This window comes from Consotaella aegiceratis, from assembly GCF_036541425.1.
Classification (GTDB): Bacteria; Pseudomonadota; Alphaproteobacteria; order Rhizobiales; family Rhizobiaceae; genus Consotaella; species Consotaella aegiceratis.
In genome coordinates, this window is the sequence record NZ_JAZHFT010000031.1 from 1 (window position 1) to 17,266 (window position 17,266).

The following is a 17,266-nucleotide window of genomic DNA, read 5'->3' on the forward strand; positions in this document are numbered from 1 at the left end:
CGTACGCCCGGTACTCGCCAAAATACTTCGTGATCGCCGCCGTCAGAGACGTCTTCCCATGGTCAACGTGACCAATCGTCCCAATGTTGCAATGCGGCTTCGTACGCTCAAATTTGCTCTTGGCCATTGCCTGTCCCGTTGTTGACAATCTGGCGACAGGAGACCTCTCGCCCGCCTGCCGAAGATCGGCACGGATTACTGATCTTTATCCAAGGATTCAAGCCTTGCGAGCGGCCGCGACGCGATGGAGACGGCGAAGGATCGCAACCGCAATCAGGATTTTGGAGCGGGTAGCGGGAATCGAACCCGCATATTCAGCTTGGAAGGCTGCTGCTCTACCATTGAGCTATACCCGCGTCGCTTCGCGACAGGTGGTGGAGGGGGCTGGATTCGAACCAGCGTAGGCGTAGCCAACGGATTTACAGTCCGTCTCCTTTAACCACTCGGACACCCCTCCGATCTGCCTTCGAAGCACGAGAACACCCGGCATCGAGAAGACTTGGGCCCGCTCGACAAGCAAGCGCGCCGTGGCCTTGGGGCGGCGTTATGCAGACCGCCGCCACCTCTGTCAACATGCGAAACGCAGGCCATCGCGCTCGTTGTGCGGCAGGCCGCCGCGGTATAGGAAGCGGCCATGACCCAAGACGAGCGAGCCGGCACGCCCAAGGACCGGCACTATGCCAAGCTGCGCCGCGCCCATCGCGACGCCAAGCGCGGATCGGATCGGCCGGCACGCGGCAATCGGCGCGCGGTGGCGGCAGAGCCTGTGCCGGACGACCAGGTCCGCCTCTACGGGCTGCACACGGTGGTCGCTGCCCTCGGCAACCCGGAGCGGCGCTGCCATCGTTTGGTCGCCACCCGCAACGCCATGAACCGGCTGGAGATGGACGAGGCATCGCTGCCCTGCCCGGTCGAGATCGCCGAGCCGCGCGCGCTCGACAAGCTGCTCGGCAGCGATGCGGTGCATCAGGGGATCATGCTCGAGGCCGATCCGCTGCCTGCCCGCCCACTGGCCGAACTGGGCAAAGCCGATCTCCTCATCCTGCTCGACCAGGTCACCGACCCGCACAATGTCGGCGCGATTCTGCGATCCGCCACGGCGCTCGGCGCCGGCGCAGTAATCACCACGACCCGCCACTCTCCGCAGGAATCGGGCGTTCTGGCCAAGGCCGCCTCGGGCGCGCTGGAACTCGTTCCCTACATCCAGGTGGTCAATCTCGCCGATGCGCTGGGCGAGCTTGCCCGCCTCGGCTACCAGACGATCGGCCTCGATTCGGACGGCGACGGCGACCTGGAGACGGCCTTGGCCAAGCCGCGCATCGCCCTGGTCCTGGGCTCCGAGGGCAAGGGCCTGCGCGCCAAGACCCGCCAGACCGTGGACAGCCTGGTGCGGCTGGAAATGCCCGGAGCCATCCGCTCGCTCAACGTCTCCAATGCCGCCGCGATCGCGCTCTATGCCGCGCGGCGCTTCCTGCAACGGACGGGAAGCGAACGCGCCTGAGCCGCGCAAACTGCTTGCGCCAAATCAAGGACGACACCTCGCGATCGATGTTTCGGTACCGCCATGCAAGCTGAAAAGATTCTAAGCTACTCGAAGCCGGTTCCGCGCTACACGAGCTATCCCACGGCGCCGCATTTTCATGACGGCGTGACGGGCGTGACCTATCGGCAGTGGCTCGCCGCCCTCGAGCCCGGCATGCGCATCGGGCTCTATGTGCATGTGCCCTATTGCGACCAGCTGTGCTGGTTCTGCGGCTGCCACACCAAGCACACGCTGCGCTACGAACCGGTCGCCAGCTATCTGGAACAGCTTTATCGCGAGATCGATCTGATCTCGGCCTTGATCCCGGCTGGTGTCGAGGTGTCCAACATTCACTGGGGCGGCGGCTCGCCAACCATGCTGTTGCCGGACGACACGCGGGCCTTGTCCGCGCATCTTCGCCAAGCTTTCGCGTTTGCGCCGGATGCCGAACTCGCGGTGGAGATCGACCCGCGCGATCTGACGGAGGACAAGCTCGATGCTCTGGCCGATGCCGGCATCGGCCGTGCGTCGATCGGCGTCCAGGACTTCAGCGAGATCGTCCAGGACGCCATCAACCGGCAGCAGAGCTACGAGGTCACGCGCGACACCGTCGAGGGTCTGCGCAGCCGGGGCGTATCCTCGATCAATTGCGATCTCGTCTATGGCCTGCCGCATCAGACCCAGGATCGCCTGCTCGCAACGGTGGACGGCGTCGTTACCCTGCGGCCCGACCGGATCGCCATCTTCGGCTACGCCCACGTGCCGTGGATGAAGAAGCATATGCAATTGATCGACGAGGCCGCGCTGCCGGGTCCCGTCTCGCGCTTCGAGGATGCCGCGGCCGCCGCCAAGCGCCTCGTGGCCGCCGGCTACGAACGCATCGGCCTCGACCATTTCGCCCTGCCCGAGGACAGCCTGGCCGTCGCGGCGCGCGAACAGCGCCTGCATCGCAATTTCCAGGGCTATACGACCGACGCCACCGCCGCGCTGGTCGGGCTCGGCCCCTCGGCCATCGGTTCGTGCCCCAGCGGCTACGTGCAGAACATCGTGGCGATCGGGGAATGGGGACGTGCCGTCGACGAGGGCCGGCTGCCGATCGCCAAGGGGGTGGTGCGCTCCGACGAGGACACGATGCGGGCCTTCGTGATCGAGCGCCTGATGTGCAGTTTCGAGCTTTCCACGGCCGAACTGGACAAGCGATTCGGGCTGTCGGCCGATTTCCTGAAATACGAGATGGCGGCGCTGGCCACCGGCGAACTGCGCGATCTGGTGGAGTTCGAGGGCGGCGTTCTGCGGCTGCGCGAATCCGATCGGCCCTTCGTGCGCACGGTCGCAGCGGCCTTCGACACCTATCTCAGGGCCGGCAAGGGACGCCACTCGATCGCGGTCTAGTCGCGCCGCGATAGTGCGCCTCGTCTTAAAAGCGCCATCCCCGGCATTCGACGACTTGGCCGACCAGGGTCTATTTCGTTGGGAGCGGCAGCAGTGACGAGGCGCTTGCCGTCGGTTCCATCGTGGAACGCTTGCGGTGGACCTGCCGGCTGCAGCGCTATGGCAATTGCGTCGCCGACTTGGCCGCGACCCCGGCCAGCGAGCGCTTGATCTCCTCGACCAGCGTATTGCCGAGCAGCGGTTTCTCGACGATCGTCACCCCCAACGTGGCCGCCTTGGCCGTCACCGCCGGTTTCGGCTGGCTGGTGATGAGAATCGCCGGGGAATGCGATCCGCGCTCGCGGAGTTCTTCGATGAGTTGCAGGCCATCCAGCCCCGGCAGGATGTAGTCGACCACCAGGCAGGCCATGGGCGAGACGTCCGGCTGCCGAAAGAAGTCCGCCGCGTCGGCGAAGGCGCAGGTCTCGAAACCTTCCAACTCTAGCGAGAATTGCAGTGACCGACGGACTGCACCGTCATCATCGATCACCAAAACAACTGGCCGGCTCGGCCCCTCGAATGTCGTCATGTCGATATCGCGGTTTGTCTGGCCAAGCAAACGTTGCCTTCTGGCCATTTCAAACCCTGGTCCGGTCCAATTCGCTTTGATCTGTCGCAATAGGAGGGCCGAAGGAAGAAACTACCTAAGGTTGCCTGAACTCGCCGGCGTCGTTGATCGGCAGATCGGCCAGAAGCGACATGCGGACCAGATCGGACAGGCTCGACGCATTCATCTTGGTCATCACGTTCGCACGATAGATTTCGACGGTACGCGGGCTGATTTCGAGATCGAAGGCGATCCGCTTGTTGGCATGGCCGGCGACCAGCCCCTTCAGAACCTGCCATTCGCGCGAGGTCAGCGACTGCATGCGGCCCTCGACCTCGCGGCGCTCCTCGTCGCGCTGGCGTTCGGCGTCGCTCTGTTCGAGCGCCGAGCGGACCGCTCGCAACAACTGGTCCTCGTCGAACGGCTTTTCCAGAAAATCGAGCGCACCGCCCTTCATCGCCTCGACGGCCAGCGGCACGTCGCCATGGCCGGTGATGACGATGACGGGAATGCCCGGCTGGCTGTCCTTCAGATGCTGGAGCAGCTCCAGGCCGGTCATGCCCGGCATCCGGATATCGGTGATGACGCAGCCCGGACCGATCTCCGACAGCTCCGACAGGAACGACACAGCCGAATCGAACGCCCGAACGTTGAAGTCCGACGTTTCGAGGAGAAAGGACAAGGAATGGCGAACGCCCTGATCGTCGTCGATGACGTAGACGGTCGGTTCAGAGGGCATGCTCGATTTCCTCGCTTCGCACGGCAGGAATGGTGAACCGGAAGATCGTGCCGCCGCCAGGCCGCGCCTCGGGCCAGATCTGGCCGCCATGCGCCTCGATGATCGTGCGGCAGATCGACAGGCCGACCCCCATTCCGTTCTTCTTGCTGGTGACGAACGGCTGGAAGAGCTGTTCGGCCACGTGGCGGGCGATCCCTGGGCCGGTGTCCGACACCGAGACGAGCACCGAATGCCCCTCGGTCGGCTCAGCGGATATCATGAGTTCACGCCGTTCGCTATCTTCCATGGCGTCGATCGCGTTGCGGATCAGGTTGAGGAGCACCTGCTGCACCTGCACGCGGTTGGCCAGAACCAGATCGGACTCCGGGCTGATCTCGAAATTGACCCGGATGCCACGCTCCTTGGCCCCGACGAGCGCCAGGGCGCTCGACTCCTCCAACAGCTTGGTGACGCTTTCGACCTTCTTCTCGGTCTCGCCGCGCGACACGAAATCGCGAAGGCGGCGGATGATCTCGCCGGCGCGCATCGCCTGTTCGCCGGCCAGCGACAGCGCCGTCTTCAAGCGATCGCCGTTTGCCGCCAGATCGCCTTTCTCGAGAAGGCGCTGGGAGCCTTTGAGGTAGTTGGCGATCGCCGACAGCGGCTGGTTCAGCTCGTGCGCCAACGCGGAGGCCATTTCTCCCATGGCGGTAAGCCGCGAGATGTGGACCAGCTCCGACTGCAGTTCCTGCAGGCGCGCCTCGGCCTGCTGGTGCTCCGTCAGGTCCCGCATGAAGCCGGTGAAGAACCGCTGGCCGCTGGAATTCATCTCGCCGACGGCGAGTTCCAGCGGAAAGGTGGAGCCGTCCTTGCGGGCACCGACGACCACCCGTCCAATCCCGATGATGCGACGCTCGCCGGTGCGCAGGTAGCGCATGAGGTGACCGTCATGCGCCTCGCTGTAGGGGCTCGGCATCAGCATCTTGACGTTGCGGCCGAGCAGTTCCGCGGCATCGTAGCCGAACAGTCGTTCGGCGGCCGAGCTGACCGACTGCATGACGCCCTGCTCGTCGATCACCACCATGGCGTCGGGCACGGTCTCCAGGATCGAGACAAGGTGGGCCTCGCGAGCGCGCAGCACCGCATTGCCGGCGTCGGTGGCCCGGCGGGCCTGCAGCAGCCACTCGCCGAGCACGGCCGCGACGACCCCGCAAAAGACGAAGGTGAGCGCCGTCGCCATGACGGACGGATCGCGAAACACAGAGACCGGGGCCAGCACGATGCCGCACAGAAGCCCCAGGAGCGTGGCCACCAGGGCCGGCCATAATCCGCCGAGGCCGGTCGCCAGCAGCACCGCCGGAATGAAGGCGATGAAATCGCCGCTTTCGCCGAACACCCCCGACATCAGATAACGCAGCACCGCCGTGACCAGCACGGCGACGACCGCGGCGACGAACGGCAACCAGCGGGCCGTCGAGCCCAGATCGGCCGGCGCTCGACACGGTTTCGTGGCGGATGGGGGAAGCAGCGACATTACGAAGCATTCCGATACAGGGCCGGACAGGGGATAAGCCGACCCGGACCCGCGGATCGACGCTGGTAGCCGACTACGTAAAACCCCTTAGGGACAAAACCGGAATTTTCGCAAGCCTGACGGCCCGGTATCACTTGGCCATCGAAGCTTAGCAAGGAAACGTGATCCATGCTCGACGCTGTCCACTTCGCGAACCGCCGTGACATCCTGCCGTTTCAGCCGGTCGACAGCGAAACCGATAACTCGCTGGCCGAAGCCTTTGCAACCAGCGGCGTGCGCATGAGCTACGGCGCCAACGCTGAAATCTATGCGGAGGAAGACCCCGCCGACTACGTCTACCAGGTTGTGTCGGGCGTGGTCCGGAGCTGCAAGCTCCTCAGCGACGGCCGCCGCCAGATCGGCGCCTTCCACCTGCCGGGAGACGTCTTCGGCTTCGAGCCTGGCGAAACGCATTCCTTCTGCGCCGAAAGCCTGGGACGCTGCACCGTGCGCGCCATCAAGCGCGGCGTGCTGGTCGCCGCGGCCCGCCACGATGCGGCGCTTGCCAACGAGCTTTGGGCGGTGACGGCGAGCGACCTCAAACGGGCCCAGAGCCAGATGCTGCTTCTCGGCCGCAAATGCGCGTCCGAGCGGATCGAGACCTTCCTCGCCGAAATGGCCGAGAGGCTGGATTGCGACGAGATCGTCGACCTGCCGATGTCGCGTCAAGATATCGCGGACTACCTCGGACTGACCATCGAGACCGTGTCGCGCACCTTCTCGCAACTCGAGGCAACGGGCGCGATCACGCTGCAAACCGCGCGCCGCGTCCATCTTCATACCCGCCGGCGCCTGGCTGCCTGAGCCTTCAACAGCATAGCGAAACCTCCCAAGACCGCTGCCGTCACCGCCACACCCGGCTGAACGACGGCCGACGCCCGCCGGCTGCCCGAAGGCCGCTTCCGCGAAATCGGAGGCGGCCTTTCGCTTGTTCGGCACTCGGTCATCGAGGGCCGGAGCCACCAGCACCCACTATAGTGGCCAGAATCGCTCGCCTCTCGGCGTCCCGCCGCAATCGGTGGCGGGAACAGGGATAGACCGGGGCGGTTTTGAGCCTATCGTTTCCTGCCCCGGCAGGAACCGCCCTGCCCGCAGCATCGAAGGACGCGTTCATGTCGGCTCACGGCTCCAAAAAGGTCATCTATGCCGCGCTCGTCGGCAATCTGGCGATCGCGGCGACCAAGTTCGGCGCGGCGCTGTGGACCGGATCGAGCGCGATGCTCAGCGAATCGATTCACTCCCTCGTCGACACGGTGAACCAGGCGTTGCTCCTGTTCGGGCTCCGGCGGGCGGCCCGACCGGCCACCGAGCGCCATCCCTTCGGCCATGGCATCGAGATCTATTTCTGGGCGTTCGTCGTGGCGCTGATGATCTTCGCGCTCGGCGGCGCTCTGTCCATCTACGAAGGGGTGCACAAGCTGTCCGATCCCGAACCGCTGCACGACATCTGGATAAACTTCGTCGTGCTCGGTGCGAGCATCGTCATCGAAGCGCTGACCTTCCGGGTGGCCTGGAAGGAGCTGCGCACCAGCCATCCCGATCTGTCGCCGTTCACGGCGGTTCAGCGCAGCAAGGACCCGAGCGTCTTCGCGGTGCTGTGCGAGGACGCCGCGGCCCTCATCGGGCTCGGCATCGCCCTTGCCGGCCTTACGCTCGCCTATTGGCTGGACGCGCCGATCTACGACGGCGCCGCTTCGATCGGCATCGGTTGCGTGCTGATCCTCACGGCGGGCTTCCTGGCAAGGGAGACGCTCAGCCTGATCACCGGCGAAAGCGCGTCGCGCGAGGTCATCCACGAGGTGCGGACGGTCCTGGCGGAGGATCCGCGTGTCGTGCATGTCCAGGACCTGCTGACCATGCATCTGGGGCCGAGCGACATTCTCGTCGCTGTCTCCATCGACTTCGACGATGCCATGACCAGCCCGGAGATCGAAGCCGCCGCGCATGACTTGACGGCGAAGCTGCAAGCGGCCCGGCCGGAGATCACGCGCGTCTTCCTGCGCCCGGTGTCGGCCAAGACCGCATCAGCGGACGCCGCACTTTCGGGCGCGGCGTCCGCAGCTCTCGCTCAGTCGTAGCCGGGACCGACCGGACGCTCGCTGATGTCGAGAATCCGGCCGATGGCCTCGCGCAGGTTGCGTGGCTGCCGGTCCTCTTGGCTCAGTACGAACATCAGCAGCGATCGGCCGGTCACGCCATAGACGTGGCCGAAGTCATAGCTCGGCGTATTCGTCATGTCCGGCTGATTGGTATCGATGAGGCTGACCCATTTGCGGCCCTCGGGCACCTCCGGCAGCGTAAATTCCACCACGTCGTGATAGGCGTTGGTGATGATCAGGAGCGTGGCGTCCATGCCGCGCTTCTTGATGCCGGTCGGCTGGGCCCGGCCATCGAGCAGCATGCCGAAGCAGCGGGCATTGCCGTCGTGCCAATGCTCGTCCGACATCTCGTCGCCCGTCGGCAGCAACCATGTCACGTCCTTGACGTCGAGCTCCTCGTTGTACTCGCCGATCAGGAACCGGTTGCGCTGCAGGATCGGATAGGCGCGCCGGACCGCGATGACCTTGCGCGAGAATTCCAGCAGCTTGCGCCCGTTCGCGGTGATTCCGTCCCAGTTGAGCCAAGCGATCTCGTTGTCCTGGGCGTAGGCGTTGTTGTTGCCCTGCTGGGTGTGGCCGAATTCGTCGCCGGCGAGAATCATCGGTGTTCCCTGGGAGAGCAGCAGCGTCGCCATCAGGTTGCGCTTCTGGCGCTCGCGCAGCTCGATGATTTCCTCGTCGTCGCTCGGCCCCTCGGTGCCGTGATTCCAGGAGTGGTTGTTGGAGTGGCCGTCGCGATTGTCCTCGCCGTTCGCCTCGTTGTGCTTGTCGTTGTAGGAGACGAGATCGTTGAGGTTGAAGCCGTCGTGGGCGGTGATGAAGTTGACGCTCGCCCACGGCTTGCGGCCGCGCTTGTTGAACAGGTCGCCGGAGCCGGAGATGCGCTTGGCGAACTCCGGCAGCATGCCCTCGTCGCCCTTCCAATAAGCGCGCACTGTGTCGCGGAACTTGTCGTTCCACTCCGCCCAGCCCGGCGGAAACTGGCCGACCTGGTAGCCGCCGGGACCGACGTCCCACGGCTCGGCGATGAGCTTGTGGCTGTTCAGCACCGGGTCCTGGCGGCAGGCGTCGAGGAAGCTGCCGTTCTCGTCGAAGCCGTAGGGCTCGCGCGCCAGGATGGTCGCCAGATCGAAGCGGAACCCGTCGACCCGCATCTCCTGTGCCCAATAGCGCAGGCTGTCGGCCACCATCTGGAGGACGCGGGAGTTCGACAGGTTGACCGTGTTTCCGGTGCCGGTGTCGTTGATATAGTAGCGCGGCTGGTCGGGCAGCAGACGATAGTAGCTGGCGTTGTCGATGCCCTTCAGGGACAGCGTCGGCCCCAGTTCGTTGCCTTCGGCGGTGTGGTTGTAGACCACGTCGAGGATCACCTCGATGCCGGCATTGTGGAACTGGTTCACCATCTCCTTGAACTCGCTCACCAGCGGCAGTTGGAGATAGCGCGGCGCCGGCGCGAAGAAGGCGATCGAATTGTAACCCCAATAGTTGGCGAGCCCCTTTTCGACGAGATAGCTGTCGTCGACGAAGGCATGGATCGGCAGCAGTTCGACCGCCGTGACGCCGAGCGCGCGCAGATAGTTGGCGACCCGCGCGTGGGCGAGACCGGCAAACGTGCCACGCTCCTTTTCCGGGATGTGCGGATTGAGCTTTGTGTAGCCCTTCACGTGCATCTCGTAGACGATCGAGCGTTCCCAGGAGGTCATCGGCTTGCGCTCCGAGCCCCAGGTGAAGGCCGGATCGATGACCCGGCATTTCGGCATCAGCCGCGCGCTGTCGCGCTCGTCATAGGACAGGTCCTTGTCCTTGTGGCCGATCCGGTAGCCGAACAGCTCCGGACCCCATTTCAGGTTGCCGACGAGTTGCTTGGCGTAAGGGTCGAGCAAAAGCTTGTTGGGATTGAAGCGATGGCCGGCATCCGGCTCGTAAGGGCCGTAGACGCGATAGCCGTAGACCATGCCCGGCCGCGCCTCCGGCAGATAGCCGTGCCAGATCTCGTCGGTGTATTCGGGCAGTTCGATGCGTTCGAGCTCGCGCTTGCCGTCGAAGTCGAAGATGCAGAGTTCGACCTTGGTGGCATTGGCGGAAAAGATGGCGAAGTTGACGCCGAGGCCGTCCCATGTGGCCCCGAGAGGAAACGGACGCCCTTCCTGCAGGACAGAGCGCTGACCCGAGCCGATAAACCGGCGGCTCGCCGAAGACTTGGAGCTCATAAAATTCCTTATGAGTAGGCTGCAGGAAACAAGCAGCCGAAGGTTCAATTCCGCAAGGGTATATTGCCTGGATCAACCGGTCGCCCAGGGGGCACAATCGGCGCATGGTCTCGGATCGAGCGGGCCAGCCCTACTGCAACGTCGCGAGATAGGCCGCGATATCGCGCGCTTCCTGCTCGCTTAAGCCCATGTCGGGCATGGCGTTGCCGGGCACGATCGCCTGCGGACTTCGTAGCCAGCTTACCATATTTCCCGGCGTGTTGCGCAGGAGGCCCGCAATATAGGCGCGCCGCGCCATGTGGTCGAGCGGCGGGCCGACGAGCCCCTTGGCATCGCGGATGCCGGGAATGATGTGGCACGACCCGCAGCCTGCGTCGTCGATGCGCCGCGCCCCGATCTCGCTGTCTCCGATCAATTCCACCTTCGACGGCGTGCCGCCATCCTCGCAACCGCCGAGCGCCAGGATCAAAGCCAGTCCCGCCCAGACCAGGATCGATTTCACCGTCATCCGCATAGACCGAACCAGAACGCGGAGATCGTGTTGACCGCGGTGGCAACGAAGAAGAGGATGCTCAGTCCGATGCCCCAGACGGCAAGCAGACGCGTCCTCCCCTCGCCCGATTCCGTCACGTCTTCCGGGCTGTCGTTCTCGCGGTGCGCGGTTGCCCGAAAGGCCCGGTAGGACGCGCCGAAGGCGAGAACGGTCAATATCAGGGCTGCGACGTTCACCGCGATCAAGGCCCCGTAGATGCCGTCGGCCATGTCGAGCATCGGCGTAACCGGCCCATCGCCCGCCGAGCAGGCCAGGCCCGACAACGCCGTCGTCGCGCAGATCTCGACGAGCCAGGCGAGTGGACCGCCCAGAAGGCCCATGCCGAGCAGCCAGTGGCTGACCCGGAGCCGATCGGGCGCCGGATGGCCGATGGAAAAGCGTCGGTTGGCGTCCGTCATCATTTCATCAGGTAGGGCGAAACGTAGATGGTGAAGAAAATCGCCAGCCATACGACGTCGACGAAGTGCCAGTAGATGGCGCCGATAGTGATCGGCGCCATCCGCTCGCGATCGAAATAGCCGAGCGCCGACCACACCGTCAGCACGACCAGCACCAGCAGTCCTGCAACCACATGCGCCATATGGAAGCCGGTGATGGTGAAATAGGTCGAGCCGTAGGAATGGGTGGCGGGCGTATAGCTCTTGTCCATCCACTCCTTCATCTGGATGCCGACGAAGACGACGCCGAGAACGACACCGCCTGCGAGACCGGCGACGAGCTGCGTCCGTGCGTTCTTCTTTGCCCCGCGCTCGCCGAACCAGACGGCGACGCTCGACAGGATCAGGATAACCGTATCGGGCCCTGACAGCTTGAAGGACGGCAGTTCCGGCACCCATTCCGCCCCCCGGTGCGAGGCGAGATAGTAGTAGCTGAACAGGAGATAGCCAAAGAGCGCCGCTTCGGTGGCGATCAGCGTCATCATTCCCCACCAGCCGGCGGAGCGCTTGCCGATGCTGCCGACAGGAAGCCGGCCGATCTCCAGCGTCCTGTTTCGGTCCTCGATCGCCGTTTCACTCATGGGCCGCTCCCGCGGTCTGGCCGAGATCGGCGCGCGGCCAGAGCCAGGCGACCAGGCTCGCCATCAGTCCGAGGACCGCCGCCCCGACGATCCACCACCAATGCAGGAGCGCCGCCGCAAAACCGACGGCCATGGCCACCGTCAGCAGGAACGGCCACGGATCGTCGTCCGGCATCTTGACGATCAGATCGGGTTCGGCGTCGAGGGCCGTCGTCAGGATGGTTTCCTTGCCGTGATCCAGGATCAGACCGCGTTTCAGGGAACTGCGGCCGGTGCCCTCGTCCAGGCGGTCCTCCCAGAGCGGATGGCGGCTGGCGATCACCGGGATGACGGTGAAATTGTAGGCCGGCGGCGGCGAGGGAATCGCCCACTCCAGCGTCGGCGCGTCCCATGGGTTGGGCCCCGCAACGGCGCCGCGCCGACGGCTGACGAACAGATTGACCAGGAACAGAAGCACGCCGAACGCCAGCATGAAGGAGCCGACCGAGGTGATCATGTTCAACGTGCCCCAGCCGACATTGGCCGGGTAGGTGTAGATGCGCCGCGGCATGCCGAAAAGGCCGGTCAGGTGCATCGGCAGAAAGGCGACGTTGAAGCCCAGGAAGATAGTCCAGAACGCCCAGCGCCCGAGCCGTTCGCTCATCAGCCGCCCGGTCATTTTCGGAAACCAGAAGTGCAGCGCGCCGAGCACGCCGAACATGTTGATGCCGATCAGCACGTAGTGGAGATGGGCGACCACGAAATAGGTGTCGGTGAGCTGCAGATCGGCCGGCACCGAGGCCGTCATCACACCCGAGACGCCGCCGACGACGAACATCGAAATGAAGGCCGCGAAATAGAGAAACGCCGTCGTCATCACGATCCGTCCGGTGAGGATCGTCGCCACCCAGCAGAAGACTGCGATGGCGCTCGGAATGGTGATGATCAGCGAGGCGCCCGAAAAGAACGACAGCGACAGAAACGGAATGCCGGTCGCGAACATGTGGTGCACCCAGACGCCGAAGCCGAGCACCATGGTGCTGATCGTTCCCAGGATGACCAGCGAATAGCCGACGAGCGGGCGCCGGCAGAACACCGGCAGGCCATCGGAGACCATTCCCATGGCCGGCAGCACGATGATGTAGACCCAGGGATGGGCGAAGATCCAGAACAGATGCTGCCATAGAAGCGGCTCCCCGCCTCCGGTCGTCTCGAAGAAGTGGGTGCCGAACTGGCGATCCATCCACAGAAGGAAGAAGGCGAGGCTCACCGCCGGCACCGACAGGAGCACGCCGACCGAGATGGTCATCGTGCCCCAGACCATGATCGGGATGCGGTTGAGCGACATGCCCGGCGCTCGGCAGCGCAGGAAGGTGACGACGAAATTGGCGGCGCCCACGGAGGTCGACACGCCGAGGAAGATCATCCCCAGCGCATAGAAATCCATGTTGGGACCGGGATTGAACTCCTTCAGGGCATAGGGCGGATAGTTGAACCAGCCGTCGTTGGGCGCCGCACCGACCAGGAAGCTCGCATACATGAACAGGCCGGCCGCCAGATAGACCCAGTAGGACAATGCGTTGAGCCGCGGAAAGGCCATGTCGCGGCTGCCGAACAGCAGCGGAAACAGGTAGTTCGAAAAGCCCGACAGCACCGGCAGCGCATAGAGGAAGACCATCGTCAGCCCGTGCATCGAGAAAAGCTGATTGTACTGTTCGGGCGTCAGCAGGCTCTGCTCCGGACGGGCAAGCTGCACGCGAAGGATCAGCGCCTCGATGCCGCCCGCGATCAGGAAGGCGAAGGCGGTGAAGATGTAGCGGATGCCGATTTCCTTGTGATCGACCGAGCCGATGAAGCCGAAGAGACCCGGCTTGGTCTCCCACATGGCCTTGAGCTTCTCCTCCAGCGCCGGCGTTGCGACATCCACCCGGGGGATCCTGCTGTAGCGTGTGGTGGCCACGTCCACTCCTCAGTCGAGCGTCGAAAGATAGCGCTGGATCGCGTCGAGCTCGTCCGCCGACAACTCGACCGCCGGCATCTTGTTGCCGGGCTTGAGCACCTGCGGATTGGCGATCCAGCCGGCCAGATGGCCGGGCGTGTTCGACAACATGCCGGCCGCGATAGTGGTGCGGCTGGCGAGATGGGTGAGATCCGGCGCCGTCTCACCCTTCGCCGCCGTGCCGCGCACGGTGTGGCACGCGCCGCAGCGCTGAACGAACAGACGCTGCCCGTCGACGGCCGCCGTTCCCGCCTCGGGCTCTTCGGCCGGCGCAGCCTGATCGGCCCACCAGCGGTCGAAATCCTGCGGCGTGTCCGCGAACATCCGCAAGGCCATGTTCGTGTGCTGCGCCCCGCAATATTCGGTGCATTGGCCGCGATAGACGCCGGCCTTGTCGGCCTGGATCCAGGTCTCGTTGACCTGCCCGGGGATGACGTCCGTCTTGCCCGAAAGCGCCGGCACCCAGAACGAGTGGATGACGTCGGGCGACTGCAGGAGAATGCGCACCGGCTCGCCGACGGGAATGTGAAATTCGTTTGCCGTGGTGAAGCTGCGCGACGGGTCGTCTGCGTCGACATAGCGCGCCGCCCACCACCATTGCTCGGCGGACACCTCGATGGTGAAGCGCGGATCGCCGTGCGGCTCGTCGATCTCGGCCATCACGTCGACCGTCCACACCGCGAAGCCGGCGAGAATGACGGTCGTCAGCGCCAGGCCGAAATAGATCCACCCCAGAGACCCGGATGGGCGCGACACCGGCAGGGTGTGGCCGACGAGACGATCGTCGAAGCTGCGGCGACGCCAAATGCCGAAGAGCACCAGCCCGCTGATCACCAGAACGACGATCACCGAAAGCACGATCAGGCCCCAGAGCAGCGGTGTCGTCGCCTGCCCTTTCGGCCCGAAGCTTTCGAGATAGGCCATCGGCAGATCGAACGCCGCCGCCCGCGCAGCGCTTGCTGGCAACAGCACCAGGGTTCCAATCAAGACGAGAGCGGCGCGGCCTGATGTCCGGGCGACGCGAAGCCATGATGGGGGCGCGGAGGCGGTGCAGTCAGGCCCAGGCGCAAATTGTCCGGCAGCAGTTTTGCCGACAGCGCACCGAGACATCGACCGCAGCATCCGTTCCCCTTCTTCGCCTCGCCGACATGATCGTCGGCCTCGCCGCGTTTCAGCGCTCGACACGTGGCGGCTTGCTGGAAATCGGCGGCTGGAATCCCCGAGCGGGGAGCAGGGCTAACAGTTATGCCGACAAGCGGCCTCGGCAAGTCGGCAAATCGGGTTCCAGGCAATGGACCCGGAACCTCAGCGCGGCGCTGCGCTCAATTGCCCAGCGCTGGGCGAGACAAACGGGACCGGGCATGAGCCAAAATGGTGCCGGCGGAGAGGATCGAACTCCCGACCTTCGGTTTACAAAACCGCTGCACTACCGCTGTGCTACGCCGGCCCGAGACGGGCGTTAGCATGAAATCCGGTTCCGCGCGAGGCCCCTTGCCGATCGTCATACGGCCTGCCTACATCCTGCCCCGGACGGCCCCGTGGCGACGAGACGCTTTCGCCACCGGGCCCGTCATGCTAGCCGAGAACAGGCGACAACAGCGGATCCGCCATGCATAGCCGACTCCCCTCCGTTTCCTTTCTCGCCAGCCGCGCGCCGGAGGCGAGGACCGCCGCCAAGCAGTTGGCGGCGCTTTACGGCAACGACCGGCCGGAAGAGGCCGACGTGGTCGTGGCGCTGGGCGGCGACGGTTTCATGCTGCAGGTGCTTCATCGGTTCATGGGAAGCGGCAAGCCCATCTACGGCATGAACAAGGGCACGGTCGGCTTCATGATGAACGAGTTCCGCGAGATGGGTCTGAAGGAACGTCTTGCGGTCGCGGTGGAGACGGCCATTCACCCGCTGGAGATGATCGCCATCGACGATCAGGGCGTCGAGCACAAGTCGCTTGCCATCAACGAAGTCTCGCTGCTGCGCCAGTCCTACCAGGCAGCGCGCCTGCAGATCGACATCGACGGACATACCCGGCTGGAGGAACTCGTCTGCGACGGCGTGATGGTCGCAACCCCGATCGGCTCCACCGCCTACAACCTCTCGGCACAGGGCCCGATCATCCCGATCGACGCGCCGCTCCTGGCGCTCACGCCGGTCTGCCCGTTCCGGCCGCGGCGCTGGCGCGGCGCGCTGCTGCCGAACCATCAAGAGGTACAGATCACGGTGCTGGAGGCCAAGAAGCGACCGGTCACGGCCTTTGCCGACCACGCCGAGGTGCGCAAGATCTCGTCGGTCATCGTACGCGAGACGAGCGACGTCACCAGCCTCATCCTGTTCGACCCGGAGCATTCCTGGGAGGAACGCATCCTGGCCGAGCAGTTCCGCTACTAGCCGGAACGCTTTTCGGCTCAGGCCGCCAGCAGGCGGCGCGCCCGGAAGCGAACCGCATCGTCGGCGGCCTCGCGCGTCAGCCGGCGCAGCAGCGAGGCCAATTCCTCCGAACTGCTTTCGGCGCTGGCGGCGAAGGCCTCCTCGATCTGCCGCATCACCTCCAAGGGCACCGCGTCGGACGTTCCGAGCGTCCGCGAGACGACGGTCTTCTTCCAGATCTGCACGGCGCTGCGCAACAGCGGCGCGAGGTCCGCCGGCAGCCCGCACCCGACCAGCAGGCTGGTGAAGGCGGCACGTCTGCCATCGACGACGATGGCGCGCACGCGGCGTTCCGAGCGTCCGCTCAGCGACGTCAGGGCAGCGGCGAAGAGGTCGACATTGCCGCGGCAGACCGCCCGGATGAGGAAGGCCGCCGATAGCTCGCCCGACAGCCTCAGATGTTCGACGAGGGCCGGAATGTCGGCGCCGGAAGCCGACTCGGCCAGCTGTACCGTGGCACGTTCGCAGGCAGCCTGTGTCACCGCGCCGGTGCGTTCGCTTCCCAGCAGATTGCGCGCCAGCGGCATGGTCGAAAGCGCTGTCGCCAACTGACGGACCAGGGACTGGCGCACCCAGACCGGCAGGTCGTCGCGGTCGATCAGGGCCGCACGGATGCCGCCGTCCTCGCCGAAGCGTTCGGCCAGACGGCGGAAGGTGATCGGCGCGATCGCCGCCTCGCGATTGGCGAGCAGCGTCAAACAGGCGGTCCGGCAGCCGACCTCGGCCAGGGCCGCAGCGACACGGGGCGGCAGGAACGCCCTGCCCGCAATCGTTTCCTGAAGACGGGTCGAGCCGGCAGCGGCCAGATCGACGAGGTCGGCGTCGCTCAGAAGAGGCGAACGCGCGGCCACGACGCAAGCCACCTCGTCGACATCGTCGCACAGCGCCCGCACCACAATCCGGGGCGCCGCTCGCGACCCGGCCACGGCTTCGGCGAGCACGTGCCGGACCTTGGGCGACGGATCATCCAGGATCAGCGAAAAGGCGGCTTCGAGGTGATTGCGCTCGTCCGGCGGAATGCGTCCTTCGGCCCACGCGGCCGCCAGGGCCGCAACGCCATAGCACCGCTCGGCGCAGCTCGCGCTTTGGCACCAGTCGTGAAAACGTTGAACGATCATGAGCGAACTTTCGCAGACTCAAACTCGGCGAGGAGCCCCAGTCTGCGGAGGAAAAGTTTAGGAATCGTTCACCATGC

Annotated in this window: 16 protein-coding genes and 3 tRNA genes; 5 read left to right on the forward strand and 14 right to left on the reverse strand. The window is 65.1% G+C overall.

Annotated features, from left to right (window positions below; all coding sequences use genetic code 11):
- The 3 genes from SMD10_RS18300 to SMD10_RS18310 form a co-directional block, all read right to left on the reverse strand.
- Positions 1-127 (reverse strand): GTP-binding protein (locus SMD10_RS18300; RefSeq protein WP_331687229.1); only part of this gene is annotated, 127 nt, incomplete at its 3' end.
- A gap of 155 nt (positions 128-282) precedes the next feature.
- Positions 283-356: transfer RNA gene (locus SMD10_RS18305), tRNA-Gly, on the reverse strand.
- 16 nt (positions 357-372) lie between these two features.
- A tRNA-Tyr gene (locus SMD10_RS18310) sits at positions 373-457 on the reverse strand.
- A gap of 177 nt (positions 458-634) precedes the next feature.
- Here SMD10_RS18310 and rlmB point away from each other — a divergent pair.
- Positions 635-1,501, forward strand: coding sequence for a 23S rRNA (guanosine(2251)-2'-O)-methyltransferase RlmB (rlmB, locus tag SMD10_RS18315; RefSeq protein WP_331687180.1), 867 nt, complete (start codon positions 635-637; stop codon positions 1,499-1,501).
- Positions 1,502-1,564: 63 nt separating this feature from the next.
- Positions 1,565-2,914 (forward strand): oxygen-independent coproporphyrinogen III oxidase, encoded by a 1,350-nt coding sequence (hemN, locus tag SMD10_RS18320; protein WP_331687181.1) that lies wholly within the window; start codon positions 1,565-1,567, stop codon positions 2,912-2,914.
- Between the two features lie 157 nt (positions 2,915-3,071).
- Here the strand turns inward: hemN and SMD10_RS18325 are convergent, their stop codons facing one another.
- Genes SMD10_RS18325 through SMD10_RS18335 form a run of 3 tightly spaced genes read right to left on the reverse strand, consistent with a single transcriptional unit; the run spans position 3,072 to position 5,752 of the window.
- Positions 3,072-3,572 (reverse strand): response regulator transcription factor, encoded by a 501-nt coding sequence (locus SMD10_RS18325; protein ID WP_331687182.1) that lies wholly within the window; start codon positions 3,570-3,572, stop codon positions 3,072-3,074.
- A 25-nt stretch (positions 3,573-3,597) separates the two neighbouring features.
- Positions 3,598-4,239, reverse strand: coding sequence for a response regulator FixJ (gene fixJ, locus SMD10_RS18330; RefSeq protein ID WP_331687183.1), 642 nt, complete (start codon positions 4,237-4,239; stop codon positions 3,598-3,600).
- Positions 4,229-5,752 (reverse strand): PAS domain S-box protein, encoded by a 1,524-nt coding sequence (locus SMD10_RS18335; protein ID WP_331687184.1) that lies wholly within the window; start codon positions 5,750-5,752, stop codon positions 4,229-4,231. Before SMD10_RS18335 ends, fixJ begins: the two co-directional genes overlap by 11 nt.
- Positions 5,753-5,920: 168 nt before the next feature.
- Here SMD10_RS18335 and SMD10_RS18340 point away from each other — a divergent pair, with 168 nt between their 5' ends.
- Positions 5,921-6,595 (forward strand): helix-turn-helix domain-containing protein, encoded by a 675-nt coding sequence (locus SMD10_RS18340; RefSeq protein ID WP_331687185.1) that lies wholly within the window; start codon positions 5,921-5,923, stop codon positions 6,593-6,595.
- Between the two features lie 308 nt (positions 6,596-6,903).
- On the forward strand, positions 6,904-7,869 hold the full coding sequence (locus SMD10_RS18345) for a cation diffusion facilitator family transporter (RefSeq protein ID WP_331687186.1): 966 nt from the start codon (positions 6,904-6,906) through the stop codon (positions 7,867-7,869).
- Here SMD10_RS18345 and glgX read toward each other — a convergent pair.
- The 7 genes from glgX to SMD10_RS18380 form a co-directional block, all read right to left on the reverse strand.
- On the reverse strand, positions 7,860-10,100 hold the full coding sequence (gene glgX / locus SMD10_RS18350; protein ID WP_331687187.1) for a glycogen debranching protein GlgX: 2,241 nt from the start codon (positions 10,098-10,100) through the stop codon (positions 7,860-7,862). The genes SMD10_RS18345 and glgX overlap by 10 nt on opposite strands.
- 130 nt (positions 10,101-10,230) lie before the next feature.
- Positions 10,231-10,569, reverse strand: coding sequence for a c-type cytochrome (locus SMD10_RS18355; protein WP_331687188.1), 339 nt, complete (start codon positions 10,567-10,569; stop codon positions 10,231-10,233).
- Positions 10,570-10,604: 35 nt separating this feature from the next.
- Complete coding sequence (locus tag SMD10_RS18360) at positions 10,605-11,051, reverse strand: hypothetical protein (protein WP_331687189.1); 447 nt, start codon at positions 11,049-11,051, stop codon at positions 10,605-10,607.
- Positions 11,051-11,671, reverse strand: a complete 621-nt coding sequence (locus tag SMD10_RS18365) for a cytochrome c oxidase subunit 3 (protein ID WP_331687190.1) — start codon at positions 11,669-11,671, stop codon at positions 11,051-11,053. The genes SMD10_RS18360 and SMD10_RS18365 overlap by 1 nt, the downstream gene beginning before the upstream one ends.
- Positions 11,664-13,610, reverse strand: a complete 1,947-nt coding sequence (gene ctaD / locus SMD10_RS18370) for a cytochrome c oxidase subunit I (RefSeq protein ID WP_432757271.1) — start codon at positions 13,608-13,610, stop codon at positions 11,664-11,666. Before ctaD ends, SMD10_RS18365 begins: the two co-directional genes overlap by 8 nt.
- A gap of 9 nt (positions 13,611-13,619) precedes the next feature.
- Positions 13,620-14,621, reverse strand: coding sequence for a cytochrome c oxidase subunit II (gene coxB, locus SMD10_RS18375; RefSeq protein ID WP_331687191.1), 1,002 nt, complete (start codon positions 14,619-14,621; stop codon positions 13,620-13,622).
- Between the two features lie 400 nt (positions 14,622-15,021).
- A tRNA-Thr gene (locus SMD10_RS18380) sits at positions 15,022-15,096 on the reverse strand.
- A gap of 162 nt (positions 15,097-15,258) precedes the next feature.
- Here SMD10_RS18380 and SMD10_RS18385 point away from each other — a divergent pair.
- Positions 15,259-16,032: an NAD kinase gene (locus SMD10_RS18385; RefSeq protein ID WP_331687192.1), complete on the forward strand. Its 774-nt coding sequence runs from the start codon at positions 15,259-15,261 to the stop codon at positions 16,030-16,032.
- A gap of 17 nt (positions 16,033-16,049) precedes the next feature.
- On the opposite strand, the gene SMD10_RS18390 is transcribed toward SMD10_RS18385, so the two are convergent.
- Entirely contained in the window at positions 16,050-17,189 is a 1,140-nt protein-coding gene (locus SMD10_RS18390) for a DUF2336 domain-containing protein (protein ID WP_331687193.1), read from the reverse strand.
- Between the last annotated feature and the right edge of the window lie 77 nt (positions 17,190-17,266).

Coding starts and splice junctions, on each gene's coding strand:
- fixJ (WP_331687183.1), bottom strand. CDS start 4,239: ATGCCCTCTGAACCGACCGTCTACGTCATCGACGACGATCAGGGCGTT.
- SMD10_RS18385 (WP_331687192.1), top strand. CDS start 15,259: ATGCATAGCCGACTCCCCTCCGTTTCCTTTCTCGCCAGCCGCGCGCCG.
- SMD10_RS18335 (WP_331687184.1), bottom strand. CDS start 5,752: ATGTCGCTGCTTCCCCCATCCGCCACGAAACCGTGTCGAGCGCCGGCC.
- SMD10_RS18360 (WP_331687189.1), bottom strand. CDS start 11,051: ATGACGGACGCCAACCGACGCTTTTCCATCGGCCATCCGGCGCCCGAT.
- SMD10_RS18340 (WP_331687185.1), top strand. CDS start 5,921: ATGCTCGACGCTGTCCACTTCGCGAACCGCCGTGACATCCTGCCGTTT.
- SMD10_RS18365 (WP_331687190.1), bottom strand. CDS start 11,671: ATGAGTGAAACGGCGATCGAGGACCGAAACAGGACGCTGGAGATCGGC.
- rlmB (WP_331687180.1), top strand. CDS start 635: ATGACCCAAGACGAGCGAGCCGGCACGCCCAAGGACCGGCACTATGCC.
- SMD10_RS18390 (WP_331687193.1), bottom strand. CDS start 17,189: ATGATCGTTCAACGTTTTCACGACTGGTGCCAAAGCGCGAGCTGCGCC.
- SMD10_RS18345 (WP_331687186.1), top strand. CDS start 6,904: ATGTCGGCTCACGGCTCCAAAAAGGTCATCTATGCCGCGCTCGTCGGC.
- glgX (WP_331687187.1), bottom strand. CDS start 10,100: ATGAGCTCCAAGTCTTCGGCGAGCCGCCGGTTTATCGGCTCGGGTCAG.
- hemN (WP_331687181.1), top strand. CDS start 1,565: ATGCAAGCTGAAAAGATTCTAAGCTACTCGAAGCCGGTTCCGCGCTAC.